This window comes from Candidatus Delongbacteria bacterium (genome assembly GCA_020634015.1).
GTDB lineage: Bacteria > CAIWAD01 > CAIWAD01 > CAIWAD01 > CAIWAD01 > JACKCN01.
Genome location: JACKCN010000001.1, coordinates 86653 through 104320 on the forward strand (window position 1 = coordinate 86653; position 17668 = coordinate 104320).

Consider the following 17668-nt stretch of genomic DNA (forward strand, 5'->3'; position numbering starts at 1 on the left):
ACTGGGTCCCGGCCGAAGCTCCTGTCACACGCCATCAGCGCAGTCAGGAAAGAAGGGGAGAAACAGACTCCTTCGCGCGGCGAAGGATGCCCGGCGAATCAAGGGGAAGAAATCCGCCGGACGGGGAACTCAGTCCATGGACCTGCGCAGGAACGCGGGCACATCAAGGTTTTCATCGTCGCGCGCATTGGCCGTGATGCTCTGGATGCGCTCGGTGATCTGGCGATCGCTGCGTGGAGCGAAAGGATGACTGTCGCCGGAGCCATTGGGTCGGGACTCCGCAGGACGGTTGTCGGACGGACGGGAATCCGCTGTGCGGGAGTCGGCGAATCGCGATTCCGCCACCCGAGGATCACGCGCAGGTGTCTCACGGGGATCGGGACGATAGTCCACGACCAACGGAGCCTCCTGGATGACGCGCTTTTCCTGGACCGGGGCCGAAGCGGGCTCGGGCAACACATAGGTCTGAGCAGGACTCACCATGCGAGTTCCAAGGGCCGGATCACCCAGGGCCTCGTCGACTCTGCCAAGCCCCGTGGCGATGACCGTGACACGGATCTGGCCTTCCATGGATGGATCCATCACGGCGCCGAAGAAGATGTCGCAATCGGGACCGGCCTCGTCGTAGATGACCTTGCTGGCCTCGCTGACATCATACAGGGTCATCTGGGATCCACCGGTGATGTTGATCAGCAGTGCGCGGGCCCCCTGAATGGAGCACTCGTCGAGCAGGGGACTGGAGATGGCCTTCTGGGCCGCTTCCACCGCCGCGTACTCGCCACTGGAACTGCCGACACCCATCAGGGCCTCGCCCGGCTCGCTCATCACGGCGCGCACGTCGGCGAAGTCAAGGTTGATCAGACCGGTGACCGTGATCAGGTCGGAAATGCCCTTGACCGCCTGAAGCAGAACTTCGTCGGCGATCTTGAAGGCATCGGTCAGGGCACAGGAATTGTCCACGATGGATTGCAGGCGCTGGTTGGGTACGACGATCAGGGTGTCCACGCACTCTTTCAGGCGGGACAGCCCCTCGTCGGCACGGCGCATGCGGGGACGGCCTTCGAACACGAAGGGTCGGGTCACGATGCCCACGGTCAGGGCACCTGCTTCCCGGGCCAGGGTGGCCACTTCGGGGGCAGCACCGGTGCCGGTGCCTCCTCCCATGCCGGCGGTGACGAAGACCATGTCTGCCCCCTGGACCAGGGGACGGATCTCGTCCTCATCTTCGATCACGGCACGGCGAGCGCGTTCCGGATCGGCCCCGGCACCCAGGCCGCGGGTCTCCTTCTTGCCGATCTGGACCTTGAGGGGCGCCGAATTCACATTCAGGGCCTGCAGGTCCGTATTGACCACCGCGAATTCCACACCCTTGAGGCGGGAACTGATCATGCGGTCAACGGCGTTTCCGCCAGCTCCACCCACGCCGATCACGCGAATGCGCGCTCCATCGGCCTGGCCTTCGTCGAAATGAAACAGCAGCTCGGACATTTTCGTGTGTCTCCCCTTGAAAATGTGTCCGTCGCAATATGAGAATCAAAGTTCGGTGCTACAAGTCTCCCGCGGGGGTCGTGTTACTTTTTTGAAGGGTCGGGTGCCGGTCACCGAACGCACGACCGAGCGCCAGGAGCCGCTCAGCCAGTTCAAGGGCCCGCGCGAGTCTCCGTCATGCAGCACCATGGGGCTCCAGGCCATCCAGGCGGCACCCAGCGCGCCCGTCCAGGCGCAGGGCAGATCGGTCTTCTCGAGACCGAGCACATGATCGGGTACCGCCGTGCGCACGGGTACACCAAAGCGCTCGACACAGCGTTCGGGCAGTCCGTAAAGCTGTGAGCTGCCCCCGGTGAGCACCATGCCCGCTCCCATCAGCTTGAGCATGCCGCACTCGCGCAGTTGCTGCTCAACCCAGTCGAGTATCTCATCGACACGGGCCTGGATCACCTGGCAGAGCTGGCTGCGACTGGCCTGGAAGGTCTGACGCCCCAGGGTATCGATGTCGAAACGCTCTTCGCGCCGGATCAGCTTCTGCGTGCAGCAGCCCCAGCGGCGCTTGATGCGCTCGGAATCCTGATGGGGCGTATGCAGGGCCATGGTGATGTCGCGTGTGATGATCTCGCCGCCCATGCCGAAGACGGCCAGGTGGCGCAGGCGGCCATCCTGCCAGATCGCCAGGTCCGTGGTGCCGCCGCCGATGTCCAGCAGGGCCACGCCCAGATCCTTCTCGTCGCGGCGCAGGACCAGCTCGGCGGCGCCGAGGATCTCGAGTGACACCGAGCCCACGTTCAGCGCGGCGCGCTCGACGCAGCGCACCAGGTTCTGGCGCGCGGTCACGGGAATCGAGACCAGCTGGACACGCCCCTCGAGGCGCAGCCCGTTGATTCCCACCGGATTCTGGATGCCGCCGATGCCGTCCACGGTGAAATCCTGGGGCAGGATGTGCAGGTACTGGCGGTCGATCGCCAGCGGCTCTTCCTTGCGGGCATGCTGGACGACCGTGCGCACGTGCTCGGCCGTGATCTCGCTGGACGCGGTGTCCCGTGGGTTTCGCGTGATGTCAATGGCCGCGCGCTTGGCCGTGCAGAGCACGTGCTCGGTGGTGAGAGCCAGATCCACGGTTTCCACGGTCTGGCCCGAGTTCTCCTCCGCCTGCTGGATGGCGTCTTCGATGGCCGAAATGGTCTCGTCCACATTGACCGGTTGGCCGCGGTTCATGCCGCTGCAGGGAGCCATGCCGGCGCCCAGCAGCTTCAGCACACCGTGGGGCAGGGACTCGACCACCACGGCGCGGGCGGCCGTGGTGCCCACATCAAGCGCGCAGCGAGTGCGTTTTCCGGTTCTCATGGATCAGAGCACTCCCAGGCTGGTGGCCAGTCGTTTGAAGAAGCCGCGACGCTTGCGATGGGTCGTGGTGTCCAGATTGTCGTACATCCCGACCGCGGGATACTGGGCCCGGTCGAAGCTGTAGTGACCGCTGGCGGCGTGCAGCAGCAGCCCCACTCCGGCGGCGTGCTCGCCACGGGCCAGCAGGTCCTTGAGGCCCAGGAAATTGGTGGGATGGCCGACGCGCACCGGCATGCCGAGCACACGCTGGGCCAATTGCACCAGTCCGGGGGTGGCCGCCACACCGCCGGTGATCACGGCTCCCGCCGCCAGCTGCTCGTGAATGCCCATGGCGCGGGCCTGACGGGCCACATGCTGAAGGATTTCGCTCAGGCGCTCGTGCAGAATGCTGGCCACATAACTGCGGAAGTAGTGGCGCACATAGGCCCCGTTGACATCGGGCACTTCCAGCTGCTCGTCCTTGTCGCGCAGCAGGTGCGGGTCGGCGACGCCCCAGTCCAGCTTCAGGCGCTCGGCTTCCTGCATCGAGGTCTTGAGCACGATCGCCAGGTCGCGGGTCAGGCTTTCCCCGGCAAAGCGGAAGACCCAGCTGTGGCACATGGCCCCATTGATGAAGAAGGCCGTGTCGCAGGTGCCGCCGCCAATGTCGATGAGCACGCAGCCCAGTTCCTTCTCTTCCTTGCTGAGCACGGCGTAACTGCTGGCCAGAGGCGTGTAGACCAGCCCCGAGAGCTTCTTGCCCGCCAGATCGACCACGCGGCGCAGACTGGTCTGGCTGGTGATCGCTCCCAGCACAAGATGCGCCTGCACACGCAGACGGAAGCCGACCATGCCCACCGGGTTGGGCACCATGCTGTGCTCGTCAACCTGAAAGTCCTGGGGAATGGCGTGAAGCAGGCTCTTGTCCAGGGGCAACTGCACGGCCTTGGCCGATTCAAGGGCGCGCTCGACATCCTCGAGCACGATGTCGTGTCCCACGGTGGGATCGTCGGGAGTGAAGCTGATGCCCCCGTCTCCGGCCACGCCCTGGATGTGATCGCCACTGATGCCCACCACCATCGGGGGCATGCTCTCCCCGGCCATGTCCTCGGCCAGTTCCACCGCCTTGACCAGGCTCTGGGTCGCGCCCTGGAGCTCGGTGACGGTGCCGTGGCGGATGCCCGTGCTCTCGGCGATGCCGATGCCCCGTACGTGAATCAGACCGCTCTGGTCGATTTCGCCCAGCAGGGCACTGACCTTGGTGCTGCCCAGATCCACGGCGCCGATCTTGATCCTAGACATCGTTCCTCCGCAAGATGACCTGGTTCGTGAAACGCAGGTCCATTTCTCCCCGGGACTGCAACAGCGCAGGCCGTTCCCGGATGACGCTCTCCAGCAGGGAGAGCCCGTGTTCCAGATGATCCCGGGTGATCACGATGCCCAGCGGCAGATCCCGCAGGATCAGCCGGGGATCGTCGCGCCAACTCATCTGGTCCAGCCGGGAGAATACGTCCGGCGAGACCTGGCGCAGGCGATTGATCGTGCTGGCAATGGCCGGGGCTTCGGCCAGCGGCACACCGTGAGGTGCCGTGACCAGTGGCAGGTCCAGGCTGCGTGCGGCGGGCATGGGCAACACGCGGCCATCCTCGCTCAGGCACCTCAACCCACCCGAGGTGGCCAGCAATGCGGCCGGACGGCGTTCCACGACCCGGATCTCGGCACGGTTGGGCCACAGGCGACGCAGCTGGATACTGATGATCCAGGGGTCGCGCTCGGCTGCCCGTGCGACAGATTCCGGTCCCAGGCTGCCCAGCGGCTGCCCCAGCAGGCTGTCCATGGCTTCGCTCAGGGAGGCGGAATCGGCGCAGTGGACGCCCGTGATTCTCAGGTCGTGCAGGGCGAAGAGGTTGCGCTCGTCCAGAATCCGGTGAAACTTTCCGGCCCCCAGCCAGAGCGCGACAGGCAGCAGCAGCACCAGCAGCACGAAGAAGCCGCTCAGTGCACGGCGCCCCGCCCGGGCCACGCGGCGCTTGCGTCCGCGGGGAGTGCTGCTGCCCCGGGGGATTTCAACGTCACTCATGGTGCGCCTCCCCCATGAGATGAAACTCCTCTTCAAGCCGGATGCCGCTGTGATCGAGCACGGCCTGGCGCACACGTTCGACCAGTTCAAGGACCTGATCCGCGCGGCCGTCGCCGAGATTCACGAAGAAGTTCGCATGTACGGGTGAGACTTGTATACCCCCGAGTCGAAAACCTTTCATGCCCGCGTCCTCAATCAGCTTGCCGGGGTATGTGTCCGGTGCCGGGCGCTTGAAGACGCTGCCACAACTCCAGGCACTCAGCGGCTGGGTCTGCTGGCGATAGCGATTGAATCCGCGAGTGCGGTCGAGCACTTCTTCCATCGGGGCGGGCACAAGCTCCAGTTCGGCCTGGACCGCCACTCGGTGCAACAACCCCGGGCAACTGCGATAGCCGAAGTTCAGCTCCTCGAGTTCCAGCCAGCGCCGGCCGGCATGTTCCAGCACGTCCACGCGGCGCACCACCGTGTTCAGTTCGCAGGAATGGGCGCCCGCATTCATCCGCAAGGCGCCTCCCAGCAGGGCGGGGATTCCCACCATGAACTCCAGGCCGGACAGTCCCCGGGCGGCGGCCTGACGCGCCAGACTGCCCACGGGAGCGGCCGCGCCAGCCTTGAGCAGAGGGCCTTCGAAGCTGAACTGGCTAAACTCTCCGGCCAGATGGATCACGACGCCGTCCAGTCCCGCGTCGGGAAAGAGCAGATTCGAGCCATTGCCGATCAGCCACCAGGGAAGCCGCTCCTCGCGCAGCAGCTCCAGCAGGGTTTCCAGTTCGGCCACGGTGTGCGGTTCGACCAGCAGGGCCGCCGGGCCCCCGATGTGCCAGGTGCAGAGCCCGGCCAGGCTCGCCTCCGCGCGGCAACGATCGGGCAGAGCCGCCGTGATGCGAGCGAAGCGGCTCATCGGCGCAGATCCAGACGGCGTGACTGGTAGGAGATGTTCATCAGAATTCCCAGCGCTCCCAGCAGCGTGATCATGGCGGTGCCGCCATAGCTGAAGAGCGGCAGGGGCAGCCCGGTGACCGGCAGCAGGCCGGTGGAAACCATCATGTTGATGATCGTGTACAGCCCCAGAATGCCCGTGATGCCCGCCGCCAGCATGCGCCCGAAGTCGTCCTGGGCCCGGCGCACGATGTGGAAGCCGCGCCAGAAGATCAGCGCGTAGGCCAGGATCAGCAGCACGCAGCCGATCAGGCCGAATTCCTCGCCCCAGATCGAGAAGATGAAATCATTGAAGGGCTCGGGCAGGTAGAAGTACTTCTGCATGGAATTGCCGGCACCCACGCCGGTGAGTCCTCCGCGACCGAACCCGATGAAGCTTTGCATCACCTGGTCCGTGCCGGAATGCATGCTGCCGAAGGATTCCAGCCAGCGGTCGATGCGGTCGCTGTGGAAGTCGCCCTGGGAGAGCAGACCGATCACGCCCAGCACGCCGGTCACTCCAGCGGCCGCGAACCAGGTCAACGGCAGGCCGGCCAGAAACAGCATCAGGCCGGTCACCGCGGCCACCACCATCAGCATGGAATAATTGGGCTGCTGTTCCAGCAGCACCAGGACCACTCCGATCGGTGCCAACGCCAGCAGCAGGCGTTTCCAGTCCTTGCGGAAATCCGTGATCCGCGACAACTGGCCCGCCAGGAAGATCACCACGGCGTACTTGGCCGCCTCGGAGGGCTGAAAGCGGAAACTGCCGATCTCGATCCAGCGGTGCGCCTCGTTCATGGCGGTGTTGACGAAGAGCATCATTCCGCCGAAGACGGCCAGCAGCAAGGGCCCCAGGCGCTGCCAGCGGTGGTAGTCCAGCTTGACCGCCACCAGAAAGAGAAACACGCCCATCACGATCTTCTTCAGGTGCGAGAGGAAATAGCTGCTGGGAGCACCTGCGCGCATCCCGTAGGGCGAGCTGGCCGAGTAGACGGTCATGCCCCCCGCGATCAGGATGCAGATCGTGGCCAGCAGCAACCAGCGGTCGATGCGCGTATCCTGGACCGCCGGAGCGCTCTGAAGAACCTCTTCCCGTGTGCTCATGCCAGCTCCCGCACCAGTGTATCCAGTCCCGCGCTGCGACTCCCCTTGACCAGCAGCGCATCCCCGTCCTTCAGTCCAGCCAGAGCTTCCAGCGCACCCGGAATGCCCTGACAGCGCACGCCCATGGTGCCGCCATTGCTCAGGTACCCGTCCAGCAGCGCATCCAGCGCCGGTTGTGGTCCCACGGCAAGCAGGGCATCCAGTCCGGCTTCGGCCGCCCGGCGCCCCGTCTCGTGATGCAGTTCCCGTTCTCCGGTGCCCAGTTCAGCCATGAACCCCAGAGCGGCCCAGCGCCGACCCGTCACCGGGATGGCCCGCAAGGTGCGCAGGGCGGCCCGTACCGAGGCGGGGTTGGCGTTGTAGCTGTCGTCCAGCAGCAGCAGGGTGTCGCTCTGGATCACGCGCATCCGGCCGCCGCTGCCTCCCGGATCTTCCCAGGCGCTCAGCCCTTCACGGATCTCAGCCGCTGTGGCACCGCAGACATGGGCCAGCGCGGCCGCGCAGCACGCACACTCGGCAAAGGCGATGCCGGGCACGGGCAAAGCCCATGTCTCACCGTCGAACTGGAACAGCCCGCAGCCCCGCTCGCTCAGGCCGCGCCACCGGAGCGGGGCGCCATCCAGCGCCAGCCCCTGTTCAAGACTGTAGGCCAGGGTGCGCGGCCAGCGTCCGGCCAGGCTGCCCAGCAGGGGATCACCCGTGTTGAGCACGATGCGGGCCGCGCGGGCCGCCAGGGCTTCCAGCAGTTCACTCTTGGCGCTCAACACGCCTTCCAGACTGCCGAAGCGCTCCAGATGGGCTTCGGCGATGTTGGTCACGGCACCGGCATCCGGCTGCAGCCAGCCACAGATCCGGGCGATCTCCCCGGGAGCCGACGCCCCGGTTTCCTGGACCCAGCAGGCACAGCCGGAACTGTGATTGAGAAAGGCCAGCGGAGCGCCGATCGTGCTGTTGAGATTTCCCGGGGACGCTCCGGTCACACGGGACAGCGACAGGATTCGCCTCAGCAGTTCCTTGGTGGTCGTCTTGCCGTTGCTGCCCGTGATGGCCACCACGGTGCCCGAGAACCGCTCCCGGGCGTGGGCGGCCAGTGTTTCCAGCGCCCTGGCCGGATCCTCCACGAGAATGCAGCGTGCGGCCAGTTCGGGCTGGGCGGGCAGCATACGCACCACCGCGGCCACGGCACCCGCTTCCAGGGACTGGGCCACGAAGTGCTGTCCGTCCGTGTGCTCACCCGGCAGCGCGATGAACAGGCTGCCCGCACGGACCGCACGGCTGTCCACGACCACGCCGGTGGGCACGACACCCGCATCGCCGGAGCGGACTGTGTTGCCAAGCAGGCTGCGGATCCGGGCCAGGTCTTCCATCAGGACTCCAGTCCAAGCCGGATGAAGGAGCGTGCATCGAGAGGGCTGCCCGCAGCCGGGAACTGACGGCGCACGGAGCCTTCGCCATCCACCGTGATCCGGGCTCCCAGGCCACTCAGCAGGCGCAGGGCGTCCCGCGCGCTCATCCCGCTCAGGTCGGGCATGGTGTCCAGGGGCGGGCGGCAGTCCAGGCGCAGCACTCCCGCGTCCCGGGGATACTCGCCGGCGGGCAGGGACTGACTGATCACCACACCCTCCCCAAGGATCTGCAGGGAGTGATCCAGGGAAGCCGGAAGCAGATCCAGGGCATCGTGCAGGGGCAGCCCGCAGAGATCGGGCACACGCAGGGACCCGCTGCGGCTGAGATACAGCGGCTCTTCGCGGTTGGTGTGCTCGTTCTCCAGGGCCAGGATCCGGCTCATGGCGCGGGAGACCAGTGGTGCAGCCACGGAACCTCCCTCCACGCGTCCCCGGGGACGGTCGATCAGGGCCAGGCAGACCAGCTCGCGCCCGTGCAGCGGAACGATGCCGGCGAAACTGGCCAGATAGTCCTTGTTGCTGTAGCCACCGTGCTCCGCATCCAGTTTCTGGGCGGTGCCGGTCTTGCCCATGATGTGCAGGCCGGGAATCGCGGCCTTGCGGCCGGTGCCATGCTCCACCACACCCGTAGCCAGCGCGCGCAGACTGCGGATCGTCGACTCCTGCAGCACCTGGCGGATCACGAGGGGCTCGGTCGCCACCTCCCCACCCTCATGGCGGACCCGACGGATCACATGGGGACGGACCAGACGCCCGCCATTGGCCAGTGTACCGTAGGCGGCGGCCATCTGCAGTCCGTTGACGGCCACACCCTGACCAATGGCGATGTTGGAGTACTCAACCGGCCCCCAGGAGGAAAGCCGGGGCAGCCGACCCTTGACCTCCCCCGGCAGATCCACGCCGGTGGCCTGTCCCAGCCCGAAGCGCCGGATCATGGTGTACAGCTTTTCCTTGTCCATCCGCTGGGCCAGCACCACGGTGCCGATGTTCGAGGACTTGTGGAACACGTCGGCCGCACTCAGGCTGGCATAACCATGGCGATTGCTGTCACGGATCACGCGGTTGGCCACCTGGTAGCGGCCGTTGTGGCAGGGCACGATCGCGCTGGTGTCGGGAATCAGTCCTTCCTCGAAGAGGGCGGCGAAGGTGATCAGCTTCATGGTCGAGCCGGGCTCGAACTGGTCGGAGACCGAGCGTGTGGCCGCTCCCTCGGGGCGCCAGCCGGGCAGGTCGTTGGGATCCAGCGGAGGCCAGGAGGCCAGGGCCAGCAGCTCGCCGTTGGCGGGATCCATCAGGATGAACTGGCCGCCCAGCGCGTCAAATCCGCGCACGGTGCTGTCCAGCTCCTCCTCGATCACAGCCTGGTAGCGTTCGTCGATGGTGAGCATCAACTCGGCTCCGGGAACCGGTTCCTCACGGGGCAGACGATCGGCCAGCAGCGGACGTCCGCTGGCACTGCGCAAGAGGAACTCGGTGCCTGGCTGGCCCGTCAGCAGCGAGTCGAAGCCCATTTCCACTCCGCCCACCGCGCTGCCGTCCTCACGGATCACGCCCAGCAGATTGCCGGCCACCGAGCCGTTGGGATAGAAACGGCGCCCGGTGCGCTCGAAGCCCACTCCCGCCAGTTTCAGGTCGGCCACGCGGCGCCGGGTGGCTTCGCCCACGCCATCCACCAGGCGGATGTAGCCCCGGCGTGTGTTCAGCTTCTGCCTCAGCTCGGCCACGGACTTGCCCAGCACGGGTGCCAGTGCACGAGCCACCGAATCCGCGCTGGCACTTTCGCGCGTGTTGCAGATCACGCGGAAGACCTGTTCCAGGTCGGTCGCCAGCAGGCGTCCTTCACGATCGACGATGCTGCCTCGTTGAGCAGCGATGGGCCGCTGGCCTTCGAACTGGCTGGCGGCCCGGTCGTTGAGTTTCTCGTTCCAGACAAGCTGCAGCAGGCACAGTTTCACACAGATCGCGGCAAAGGCACACATGCCCGCCACCTGCACCAGGCGCACCCGGTTTCCGTATCGATACGGACTGCTGTAACGCTTCAGCGGACGCATGCGACGGTCCCCCCGGGATCCTCATAGGGTTCGTGATCACGCTCACCGGCCGGCAGAGCGGGAATCGCCCCGCGCACAACACGGCTGGCCGAGACGATGATCCAGTCCGGCTCTCCCGCAGGCATCACCATGCCCAGCTCGTGTTCGGCCTGGGAACGGATCACGGAAAAGCTGCCCAGATTCAGGCGGGTGGCCTTGAGCTGCTCGTTCTGGGCCAGCAGCGAGGCGCACTCGCTTTCCAGCTGGAACAGGCTGGTGCGCAGCGTGCTGCACTCCACCTGCTTCCATACCATGAAGATCGCCAGGCTTCCAAGGGAGAGGATCAGCCAGGAGAATCCTCCCAGAAAGCGGAACTGCTGACCGATGGACATGGGCTCCTGATGTCGACGAGCCATGTCAGACCTCCGTTGTTTTCACGGCCACCCGCAGGCGCGCACTGCGGGCACGCGGGTTCGCCTGGATTTCCTGCTTCCCGGGAACGATGCCGTTGCGGGCGACCAACCGCACGCGCCTGCGGTGCTGGCAGGCGCAGAATGGCAGCTCGGGCGGGCAGATGCAGTCTCGCTCCCAGTCGCGGTAGCGTTGTTTCACGATCCGGTCTTCCAGGCTGTGATAACTGATCACGGCCAGTCGGCCTTCGGGTTTCAGGCGCTGCAGAGATTCGTCCAGTCCCTGCTCCAGCCGCTCGAGCTCGCCGTTGACCGCGATGCGCAGCGCCTGGAACACCTGACTGAGCACCTTGAATGAGTTGTGCGTGCCCACGACACTCTCGACGATCCGGCGCACCTGGAGCGTACGGGTCAGTGGGGTTGTCACACGCGCGTGCAGCAGTGCATCGGTGATCCGGACGGCGGACTGGACCTCGCCCAGTCCGCGCAGCAGCCTGATCAGCTCTTCGCGTTCCAGATCCGCCAGCAGAGTGGCGGCCGTGCGCGGCTGGTCCGCGTCCATGCGCATGTCCAGCGGGCCGTCCTGCATGAAGGAGAAGCCGCGTCGGCTCTGGTCGAACATGTGGGATGACACGCCGAGGTCCATCAGTATTCCGTCGAATGTGAGTGTGCGCAGGGAGCGGGGCAGCAGATCCAGATCACCGAAGTTCAGTTGAACGACCGTCACACGGGGATCGCGGGCCAGGCCATCTTCAGCCCTGCGGATCGCATCCTGATCCTGGTCCAGGCAAAGCAACCGTCCCGTCTCGTCCAGCCGGTCCAGGATCCCCCGGCTGTGTCCTCCTCCACCCATGGTCGCATCCAGATAGCAGCCACCGGGGCGGATCGCCAAGTGCTCGAGGCACTCCTCGAACAGCACCGGCAGGTGATAGTCCGTCACACGAACAGGCTGCGGGGCAGCCCCAGCCTGCGGGCGTGACGCACACTCTCGGGAGCGATCCCGGCAAAGCGCAGACTGCGATCGTCACGGGCCAGTTCGGTCAGGCGTTTGAGATGCCGGGCGTGCGCATCCTGGTCCGAGCCGCGTGTCTGGTGAAAGTCCAGTTGCAACAGGCGCCCGGTGCGGGCACCCAGCTGGTGCACGATGAAATCGAGCTGGCGCCAGCCGGCGTCGTCCAGCGCGCCCTTGAGATGGTAGATGTCCCGGTCGTTGCGGGTGCGGTGCTGGATGGTCATGAGATCAGTTCCAACTGGTGTGGTCCGTCCGAACGCATGTCCGGCGCGTCCTTGATGTCGTCTTCGTACAGGGACTTGTTCCACAGCTGCACATAGTTGCCGAAACCGGCGAAGAGCGCCGGACCCGACTTGACGAGCTGGGCATATTCCATCAGGGAAGGGGGAAGCAGAATGCGGCCCTGGGCGTCCACACTGCATTCCGCAACCGAGGACACGAAGCGGCGCCGCAGCTTGCGATTGGCCATCACGCCCATGTCCAGGCGACTGACCTTGGCTTCCAGCAGGGCATATTCGGCTTCGGGGTAAATGCCGATGCAGGGCTCCACATCGCGCAGCAGGAAGATCCGGGTATCGCTTCCCTTGGGAGAGAGCAGCTCGCGGAAAGCTGGCGGCAGCTTCACGCGACCTTTTTCGTCCAGAGCATAGATGAATTCGCTTCTGAACACGCTCAACCCCGGTTCGCCACGGTCACCCACAATTCCCTACTTTCTCCCACTGGATCGGCAAAGTAGGAGGAAATCTTGAGCCGCGCAAGATGAATAGTGGTTCCGCTGAGATTCCCTTGAATTGACTCAAATGCCGATCTCAACTATCTGATTTGATTCGATTTACACGTCAAGCTTGGTTGACGGGTCTCGACCGGGACTGGTCGTTGCCATGGAATCAATGGCACAAGCCAGAGACGTGGCTCTTGATTTCATTGAAGTTGCACGGTGGGGAATCGTGGGTAGCTTCGAAGTCGAGAATCAGGGGCAGCGGAAGGAGAAATGGGCATGCCTGAGACGGGACTCGATACACTGCAGGTGCTGCGGGCCCTTGCCGACCCCCGGCGCCTGCGCATCGTGGAAGCTCTGGCCCAGCGCGATCGCGACGTGGAAGATCTGTGCGCGGAACTGGGTCTCAGTCAGCCGGCGGTTTCCCACCATCTGCGCATCCTGCGCGAGTGCAAACTGGTGGCCAGTCGACGCGCGGGTCGCTTCCAGGACTACAGCCTGCTTCCCTCCGCTCTGCGACAGCTGGGGAACTGGCTGCTGGTACTGGGCACGAATCCAGACAACGAAACCGTGGCACAACGCTTCCGTGATCTGGTCCTGGAGGAGTTTCTGGATCAGCCCCTGCCCCGCACCCTGCCCCGCCATCCGCGCAAACGTTCCTTGGTGGGGCTGTGGTTTCTCGAGCAACTGGAAGGTGGGCGGTTCTACCGCAAGGAAGAACTGGAGCGCTTGCTGGCGCCGCAGCTGATGGACTGGCAAGCCCTGCTGGACCAGTGGGTGGGTCTGAAGGAAGTGGATGGCAACGGGACTCTGTTCCGCAAACCCTGAGGGGAATTGCTCAGGCTCAGAATGCCAGCGGCGGTGCATCCCGGGATGTGCCGGTCTCGGTGGGTGCGGGCACCCCGAAGACCTGGACCATTTCCTGCTGGAGGCGGAAGTTGGGCACCACGCGTTTCAACAGGCTGAGCACATTGCGGAACACATTGTCGAAGTCGGGGCCGGGCAGGGGATTGTGGACCCAGCGCCCCAGATAACGGGACGTGCCGAAACTGACCTCCTCCAGAAATCCGGAACCGGGCTGCAGATAGATCTGTTCGGCCTTCTTGCAACTGTCCAGATGTTCCTGCAGGCGTGTGGAGATTTCAATCCCCACGAAGAGCTGTACGGCGTCGAGTGACATGCGGCTTCCTGATTCGTTCGACAAGTGGCGGAAACTAATACAGTTCGGACTGAGATGATACCGGGCGCAGCGTGCCCGGAAGCTACTTGTGGTACGGGGTGCCCTGGCGGATCATCAGGGCCCGGTAGAGCTGTTCGATCAGAAAGACTCGCACCATCTGATGGGGAAAGGTCAGGCGCGACAGGGCCCAGCTGCGGTCCGCCCGGGCCCGCACACTCTCCGAAAGCCCATACGCTCCTCCGATCAGAAACTCGAGCTCGGGTTGCCCATCGTCCAGGATCCGTCCCAGTTCGCCGGCCAGCTCCGGGCTGGTGTGCTGGATGCCCCGCTCGTCCAGCGCGATCACCAGGGAGCGCGGTGCCAGTCCCTTGAGCAGGCGCTCACCTTCCAGCTGGCGTGCCGCATCACACTGGGCGGGGTCCAGGACGTCGGCCGCACGGTACTCCTTCAGCTCCACCCGGCACAGGGGCGCAAGGCGGCGCAGGTACTCCTCCTCCGCCTCCAGCCACCAGCGGTCACGCGAGCGGCCGATCCTGTGGATGCGGACCTTCAACGCCCACCCCCATGTCTGGTCCTGCTCACCGTTTGCGCTCCGGCCAGCAGCGCAGCAGATAGTCGCGCAGACGGGCTTCCTGTCCGTTCTCGCCCGGCTCGTAGAACATGCGTCCCTTCAGTTCTGGCGGCAAGTACTGTTGTGACACAAAGGCACCCGGGTGGTCATGGGGGTAGATGTACTCGCGTCCGTGCCCCAGCTCCTTGGCCAGGCGTGTCGGAGCATTGCGCAGGTGGTCGGGCACGCGTTCCTCGGCTCCCTCGAAGAGGGCCTTGCGGGCCGCCAGGTAGGCCATGCCGGCCCGATTGGATTTGGGCTGGCTGGCCAGGTACGTCGTACACTGCGCCAATGGATACATCGCCTCCGGCATGCCCAGAACGTGTACGGCATCGAAACAGGCCTGGGCCAGCACCAGGGCGTTGGGGGACGCGTTGCCCACATCCTCGCTGGCAAGGATCAGCAGCCGGCGCGCCACGAAGCGTGGGTCTTCCCCACCCTCGAGCAAGCGTGCCAACCAGTATACGGCGGCATCGGGATCACTGCCGCGCACGGACTTGATCAATGCGCTGGCCAGATCGTAGTGCAGGTCCCCCTGACGGTCCATGGGCAGGGGCCGATTGGCCTGCAGGGCCTCAAGAGCCGCCAGATCGAGTTTCCGGTTCTCGCGGTCCCGATCGGCACACACCGAGGCGGCCATCTCAAGCAGCTGCAGCAGTTTGCGTGCGTCGCCGCCCGCCAGGGTCAGCAGGCGTTCCTCCGCATCGGGCAGAAGCTCCAGTTCCAGCTCCCGCAACCAGGCGTCCTCGCTCAGGGCACGCTTCAGCAGACTGCGCAGCGCCTCGTCGTCCAATGGCTTGAAAGGCACGACGTGACAACGGCTGAGCAGTGCGCGAATGATCTCGAAACCAGGATTCTCGGTGGTGGCGCCGATCAGGGTGATCGTGCCATCTTCCACCGAATTCAGCAGCGCATCCTGCTGGGATTTGTTGAAGCGATGGATTTCATCAATGAACAGGATGCTGCGCTCGCCACGCAACCGCCGGAAGTCGCGAGCGCTGGCGATCACCTTGCGCACCTCGGCCACACCCGAGGTGACGGCGTTCAGACTGAAGGCATGCCCGCCCGCCTGGCGGATCAACATGCGGGCCACCGTGGTCTTGCCACAGCCGGGCGGCCCCCAGAAAATCATCGACTCCACCTTGCCCGTGGCCAGCAGACGGCTGAGCAATCCACTGGGCGCAGTCAGCTCGGGTTGGCCGACCACCTGCTCCAGAGTCGCAGCCCGCAACCGCTCGGCGAGAGGTGCCGAGCCACCGGGGGCCGGCGGTTCCATCTCTGGATCCGGAGAGGCGAACAGGTCCATGGGGCCTCATGAAAAAACCCATCCGCGGCAGCGGATGGGTCGTGTATTCCGGGAAAGACCCTGCACCGCCAGGCGGGCGCTGCGAGTCTACTGGTTGCTGGACATCACGAACTGGTCTTCGTAACCCACGAATTCCACGATGGCCATTTCGGAATTGTCGCCGGGACGGGGCCCGACCTTGATGATGCGCGTGTAACCACCGGGGCGGTCGACGAAGCGCGGTCCGATCTCATCGAAGAGATGCTTCACCAGTTCACGGTGAGTGATCTTGCGCAGGACCTGACGACGGTCGGCCAGGGAACCGCTCTTGGCGAAGGTCACCAGGCGTTCGGCATAACTGCGCAGCGCGCGAGCCTTGCCGATGGTGGTGGTGATCCGCTTGTGCAGGATCAGGGCGCCCGCCAGGTTGGCCAGCAGAGCCTTGCGATGGGCCGTCGAGCGATTCAGCTTGACGTTGGATTTACGGTGTCTCATGGCTGCATGTATCCTTGAAAATCAGGACTGGCTCTTGCCGTCCCCAACGTACTTGCTGATATCCATGCCGAACTCGAGGCCCTTGCTCTTCAGCACGGCCACCAGTTCGTTCAGGGACTTCTTGCCGAAGTTCTTGAACTTCAGCATGTCGCTCTCCTTGCGGCCGACCAGTTCACCAATGCTGCGGATCTGGGCTTCCTTGATGCAGTTGGCGGCACGCACGGTCAGTTCCAGTTCTTCCACGGGCTTCTGCAGGAGCTTGCGGATGTTGAGGATCTCTTCGTTGATTTCCTCTTCCGGCTCTTCCTCGGAAGACATGTCGAAGTTGATGAACAGCTGGATGTGCTCGATCAGGGTGCGACCGGCGAAAGTCAGCGCATCATCGGGAGTCACCGTTCCATTGGTGTGGATCTCGAGAATCAGCCGCTCGTAGTCGGTCTTGTGTCCCACGCGCGTGTTCTCCACGCGGAAGGTCACGTTGCGCACGGGGGAATAGAGCGCATCGATGGGAATGGTCCCGATGGGGGCTTCGCCCGCCTCGTGCTCTTCGGCGGGTACATAGCCGTAGCCCTTGCGGATTTCCATCTCCATGCGGATGTCGGCATCCTTGCCCAGAGTCGCGATGTGCAGCCCCGGGTTCATGATCTCGACATCCTGACTGGCGTTCTGGATGTCCGCCGCGCTCAGCGTGCCCGGTCCCTTGATGTGCAGGCTCAGGGTCTCGGGACGCTTCGACAGCAACTTGATCTGGACCTGCTTCAGGTTCAGAATGATGTCGGTCATGTCTTCGGTGACACCGGTGATGCTGGAGAATTCCTGCAGCACACCATCCACCTTGATCTGGGTGATGGCAGCGCCGGGAATGGACGACAACAACACCCGGCGGAACGCATTGCCCAGGGTCACCCCATAGCCGCGCTCCAGCGGTTGCACAATGAACTTGCCATAGGTCGAGCTGTAACTGCTTTCCTCAAGCTCGATGGCTTCGGGCATCTGGGGACTGAATCCAGTCATGAACAAACCTCTCTGTTGCCTGCAGAATCGAAAGGGAACCCCGAAGAGTTCCACTCCTGTGCCGCGGGCGTGCCTGGCGCCCGATCCGGGAGGATGTCCTCAGATGCGCCGTTTCTTGCGGGGGCGGCAGCCGTTGTGCGGAACGGGCGTGGTGTCCTTGATGGACGTCACCGCCAGACCAGCGGCCTGCAGCGCACGCACCGAAGATTCGCGTCCGGCTCCGGGGCCCTTGACGAAGACCGAGATCTTCCGCAGGCCAAGGTCCATGGCGATCTTCGCGCAATCCTGGGCAGCCAGCTGGGCCGCGAAGGCGGTGTTCTTGCGGGAGCCCTTGAAGCGCCCCTTGGAGCCACCCGAGGACCAGCTGATCACATTGCCGTAATTGTCGGTGAGCGAGATGACCGTATTGTTGAAGGTGGCGCACACATAGGCGCAGCCCACGCTGTCAACTTTCTCTCTCTTCTTGACTTTCTTCTTCGCACTCGTGTTGGCCAAGATATCCTCCGCGTTGCTGTTGGTTTCCGTGCGGAAACCGGGCCGGTGCCGGGCTGGCCGCGCTCACCCGATCAGGGTGCCGGGACCGGGT

19 protein-coding genes are annotated in these 17668 nt (G+C 64.7%); 1 reads left to right on the top strand and 18 read right to left on the bottom strand.

Annotation, left to right across the window (positions count from 1 at the left end; all coding sequences use genetic code 11):
- Positions 1-129 precede the first annotated feature (129 nt).
- From ftsZ to H6678_00435, 12 genes are read right to left on the bottom strand one after another with little or no spacing between them, the layout of a single operon-like run.
- Positions 130-1488: a cell division protein FtsZ gene (gene ftsZ, locus H6678_00380; GenBank protein ID MCB9472247.1), complete on the bottom strand. Its 1359-nt coding sequence runs from the start codon at positions 1486-1488 to the stop codon at positions 130-132.
- Positions 1489-1533: 45 nt separating this feature from the next.
- The gene (gene ftsA / locus H6678_00385) at positions 1534-2838 is read right to left on the bottom strand and encodes a cell division protein FtsA (protein ID MCB9472248.1); all 1305 of its coding nucleotides are present in this window, start codon (positions 2836-2838) and stop codon (positions 1534-1536) included.
- Between the two features lie 3 nt (positions 2839-2841).
- The gene (gene ftsA / locus H6678_00390; GenBank protein MCB9472249.1) at positions 2842-4119 is read right to left on the bottom strand and encodes a cell division protein FtsA; all 1278 of its coding nucleotides are present in this window, start codon (positions 4117-4119) and stop codon (positions 2842-2844) included.
- Positions 4112-4897 carry an FtsQ-type POTRA domain-containing protein gene (locus tag H6678_00395; protein ID MCB9472250.1) on the bottom strand — a complete coding sequence of 262 codons (786 nt, stop codon included), beginning with the start codon at positions 4895-4897 and terminating at the stop codon, positions 4112-4114. The genes ftsA (H6678_00390) and H6678_00395 overlap by 8 nt, the downstream gene beginning before the upstream one ends.
- Positions 4890-5798: a UDP-N-acetylmuramate dehydrogenase gene (gene murB, locus H6678_00400; protein ID MCB9472251.1), complete on the bottom strand. Its 909-nt coding sequence runs from the start codon at positions 5796-5798 to the stop codon at positions 4890-4892. Before murB ends, H6678_00395 begins: the two co-directional genes overlap by 8 nt.
- Positions 5795-6922 carry a cell division protein FtsW gene (locus H6678_00405; GenBank protein ID MCB9472252.1) on the bottom strand — a complete coding sequence of 376 codons (1128 nt, stop codon included), beginning with the start codon at positions 6920-6922 and terminating at the stop codon, positions 5795-5797. Before H6678_00405 ends, murB begins: the two co-directional genes overlap by 4 nt.
- Positions 6919-8289, bottom strand: a complete 1371-nt coding sequence (gene murF, locus H6678_00410) for a UDP-N-acetylmuramoyl-tripeptide--D-alanyl-D-alanine ligase (protein ID MCB9472253.1) — start codon at positions 8287-8289, stop codon at positions 6919-6921. The genes H6678_00405 and murF overlap by 4 nt, the downstream gene beginning before the upstream one ends.
- The gene (locus H6678_00415) at positions 8289-10379 is read right to left on the bottom strand and encodes a PASTA domain-containing protein (protein MCB9472254.1); all 2091 of its coding nucleotides are present in this window, start codon (positions 10377-10379) and stop codon (positions 8289-8291) included. The genes murF and H6678_00415 overlap by 1 nt, the downstream gene beginning before the upstream one ends.
- The gene (locus tag H6678_00420) at positions 10367-10774 is read right to left on the bottom strand and encodes a hypothetical protein (GenBank protein ID MCB9472255.1); all 408 of its coding nucleotides are present in this window, start codon (positions 10772-10774) and stop codon (positions 10367-10369) included. The genes H6678_00415 and H6678_00420 overlap by 13 nt, the downstream gene beginning before the upstream one ends.
- 1 nt (position 10775) lies before the next feature.
- The gene (rsmH, locus tag H6678_00425) at positions 10776-11708 is read right to left on the bottom strand and encodes a 16S rRNA (cytosine(1402)-N(4))-methyltransferase RsmH (GenBank protein ID MCB9472256.1); all 933 of its coding nucleotides are present in this window, start codon (positions 11706-11708) and stop codon (positions 10776-10778) included.
- A complete protein-coding gene (locus H6678_00430) occupies positions 11705-12004 on the bottom strand; it encodes a hypothetical protein (GenBank protein ID MCB9472257.1) in 300 nt (99 codons plus the stop codon). Before H6678_00430 ends, rsmH begins: the two co-directional genes overlap by 4 nt.
- Positions 12001-12450, bottom strand: a complete 450-nt coding sequence (locus H6678_00435) for a division/cell wall cluster transcriptional repressor MraZ (GenBank protein ID MCB9472258.1) — start codon at positions 12448-12450, stop codon at positions 12001-12003. Before H6678_00435 ends, H6678_00430 begins: the two co-directional genes overlap by 4 nt.
- 327 nt (positions 12451-12777) lie before the next feature.
- On the opposite strand from H6678_00435, the gene H6678_00440 reads away from it, so the two are divergent.
- Complete coding sequence (locus tag H6678_00440; GenBank protein MCB9472259.1) at positions 12778-13326, top strand: winged helix-turn-helix transcriptional regulator; 549 nt, start codon at positions 12778-12780, stop codon at positions 13324-13326.
- A 16-nt stretch (positions 13327-13342) separates the two neighbouring features.
- Here H6678_00440 and H6678_00445 read toward each other — a convergent pair whose 3' ends face one another.
- The 6 genes from H6678_00445 to rpsK form a co-directional block, all read right to left on the bottom strand.
- Positions 13343-13678: a hypothetical protein gene (locus H6678_00445; GenBank protein MCB9472260.1), complete on the bottom strand. Its 336-nt coding sequence runs from the start codon at positions 13676-13678 to the stop codon at positions 13343-13345.
- A gap of 82 nt (positions 13679-13760) precedes the next feature.
- Positions 13761-14231, bottom strand: a complete 471-nt coding sequence (locus H6678_00450; GenBank protein ID MCB9472261.1) for a 23S rRNA (pseudouridine(1915)-N(3))-methyltransferase RlmH — start codon at positions 14229-14231, stop codon at positions 13761-13763.
- Between the two features lie 25 nt (positions 14232-14256).
- Complete coding sequence (locus H6678_00455) at positions 14257-15564, bottom strand: replication-associated recombination protein A (protein MCB9472262.1); 1308 nt, start codon at positions 15562-15564, stop codon at positions 14257-14259.
- Between the two features lie 117 nt (positions 15565-15681).
- Positions 15682-16068: a 50S ribosomal protein L17 gene (gene rplQ, locus H6678_00460; GenBank protein ID MCB9472263.1), complete on the bottom strand. Its 387-nt coding sequence runs from the start codon at positions 16066-16068 to the stop codon at positions 15682-15684.
- A 21-nt stretch (positions 16069-16089) separates the two neighbouring features.
- Positions 16090-17082 (bottom strand): DNA-directed RNA polymerase subunit alpha, encoded by a 993-nt coding sequence (locus tag H6678_00465; protein MCB9472264.1) that lies wholly within the window; start codon positions 17080-17082, stop codon positions 16090-16092.
- A 99-nt stretch (positions 17083-17181) separates the two neighbouring features.
- Positions 17182-17577, bottom strand: a complete 396-nt coding sequence (gene rpsK / locus H6678_00470; GenBank protein ID MCB9472265.1) for a 30S ribosomal protein S11 — start codon at positions 17575-17577, stop codon at positions 17182-17184.
- Positions 17578-17668: the final 91 nt, after the last annotated feature.

Excerpts from the sequence above, each read along its gene's own strand:
- murB (MCB9472251.1), bottom strand. The coding sequence starts at position 5,798 with ATGAGCCGCTTCGCTCGCATCACGGCGGCTCTGCCCGATCGTTGCCGC.
- H6678_00455 (MCB9472262.1), bottom strand. The coding sequence starts at position 15,564 with ATGGAACCGCCGGCCCCCGGTGGCTCGGCACCTCTCGCCGAGCGGTTG.
- ftsA (MCB9472249.1), bottom strand. The coding sequence starts at position 4,119 with ATGTCTAGGATCAAGATCGGCGCCGTGGATCTGGGCAGCACCAAGGTC.
- H6678_00415 (MCB9472254.1), bottom strand. The coding sequence starts at position 10,379 with ATGCGTCCGCTGAAGCGTTACAGCAGTCCGTATCGATACGGAAACCGG.
- H6678_00395 (MCB9472250.1), bottom strand. The coding sequence starts at position 4,897 with ATGAGTGACGTTGAAATCCCCCGGGGCAGCAGCACTCCCCGCGGACGC.
- H6678_00445 (MCB9472260.1), bottom strand. The coding sequence starts at position 13,678 with ATGTCACTCGACGCCGTACAGCTCTTCGTGGGGATTGAAATCTCCACA.
- H6678_00405 (MCB9472252.1), bottom strand. The coding sequence starts at position 6,922 with ATGAGCACACGGGAAGAGGTTCTTCAGAGCGCTCCGGCGGTCCAGGAT.
- H6678_00420 (MCB9472255.1), bottom strand. The coding sequence starts at position 10,774 with ATGGCTCGTCGACATCAGGAGCCCATGTCCATCGGTCAGCAGTTCCGC.
- murF (MCB9472253.1), bottom strand. The coding sequence starts at position 8,289 with ATGGAAGACCTGGCCCGGATCCGCAGCCTGCTTGGCAACACAGTCCGC.
- ftsZ (MCB9472247.1), bottom strand. The coding sequence starts at position 1,488 with ATGTCCGAGCTGCTGTTTCATTTCGACGAAGGCCAGGCCGATGGAGCG.
- rplQ (MCB9472263.1), bottom strand. The coding sequence starts at position 16,068 with ATGAGACACCGTAAATCCAACGTCAAGCTGAATCGCTCGACGGCCCAT.
- H6678_00440 (MCB9472259.1), top strand. The coding sequence starts at position 12,778 with ATGCCTGAGACGGGACTCGATACACTGCAGGTGCTGCGGGCCCTTGCC.
- H6678_00430 (MCB9472257.1), bottom strand. The coding sequence starts at position 12,004 with ATGACCATCCAGCACCGCACCCGCAACGACCGGGACATCTACCATCTC.
- ftsA (MCB9472248.1), bottom strand. The coding sequence starts at position 2,838 with ATGAGAACCGGAAAACGCACTCGCTGCGCGCTTGATGTGGGCACCACG.
- H6678_00465 (MCB9472264.1), bottom strand. The coding sequence starts at position 17,082 with ATGACTGGATTCAGTCCCCAGATGCCCGAAGCCATCGAGCTTGAGGAA.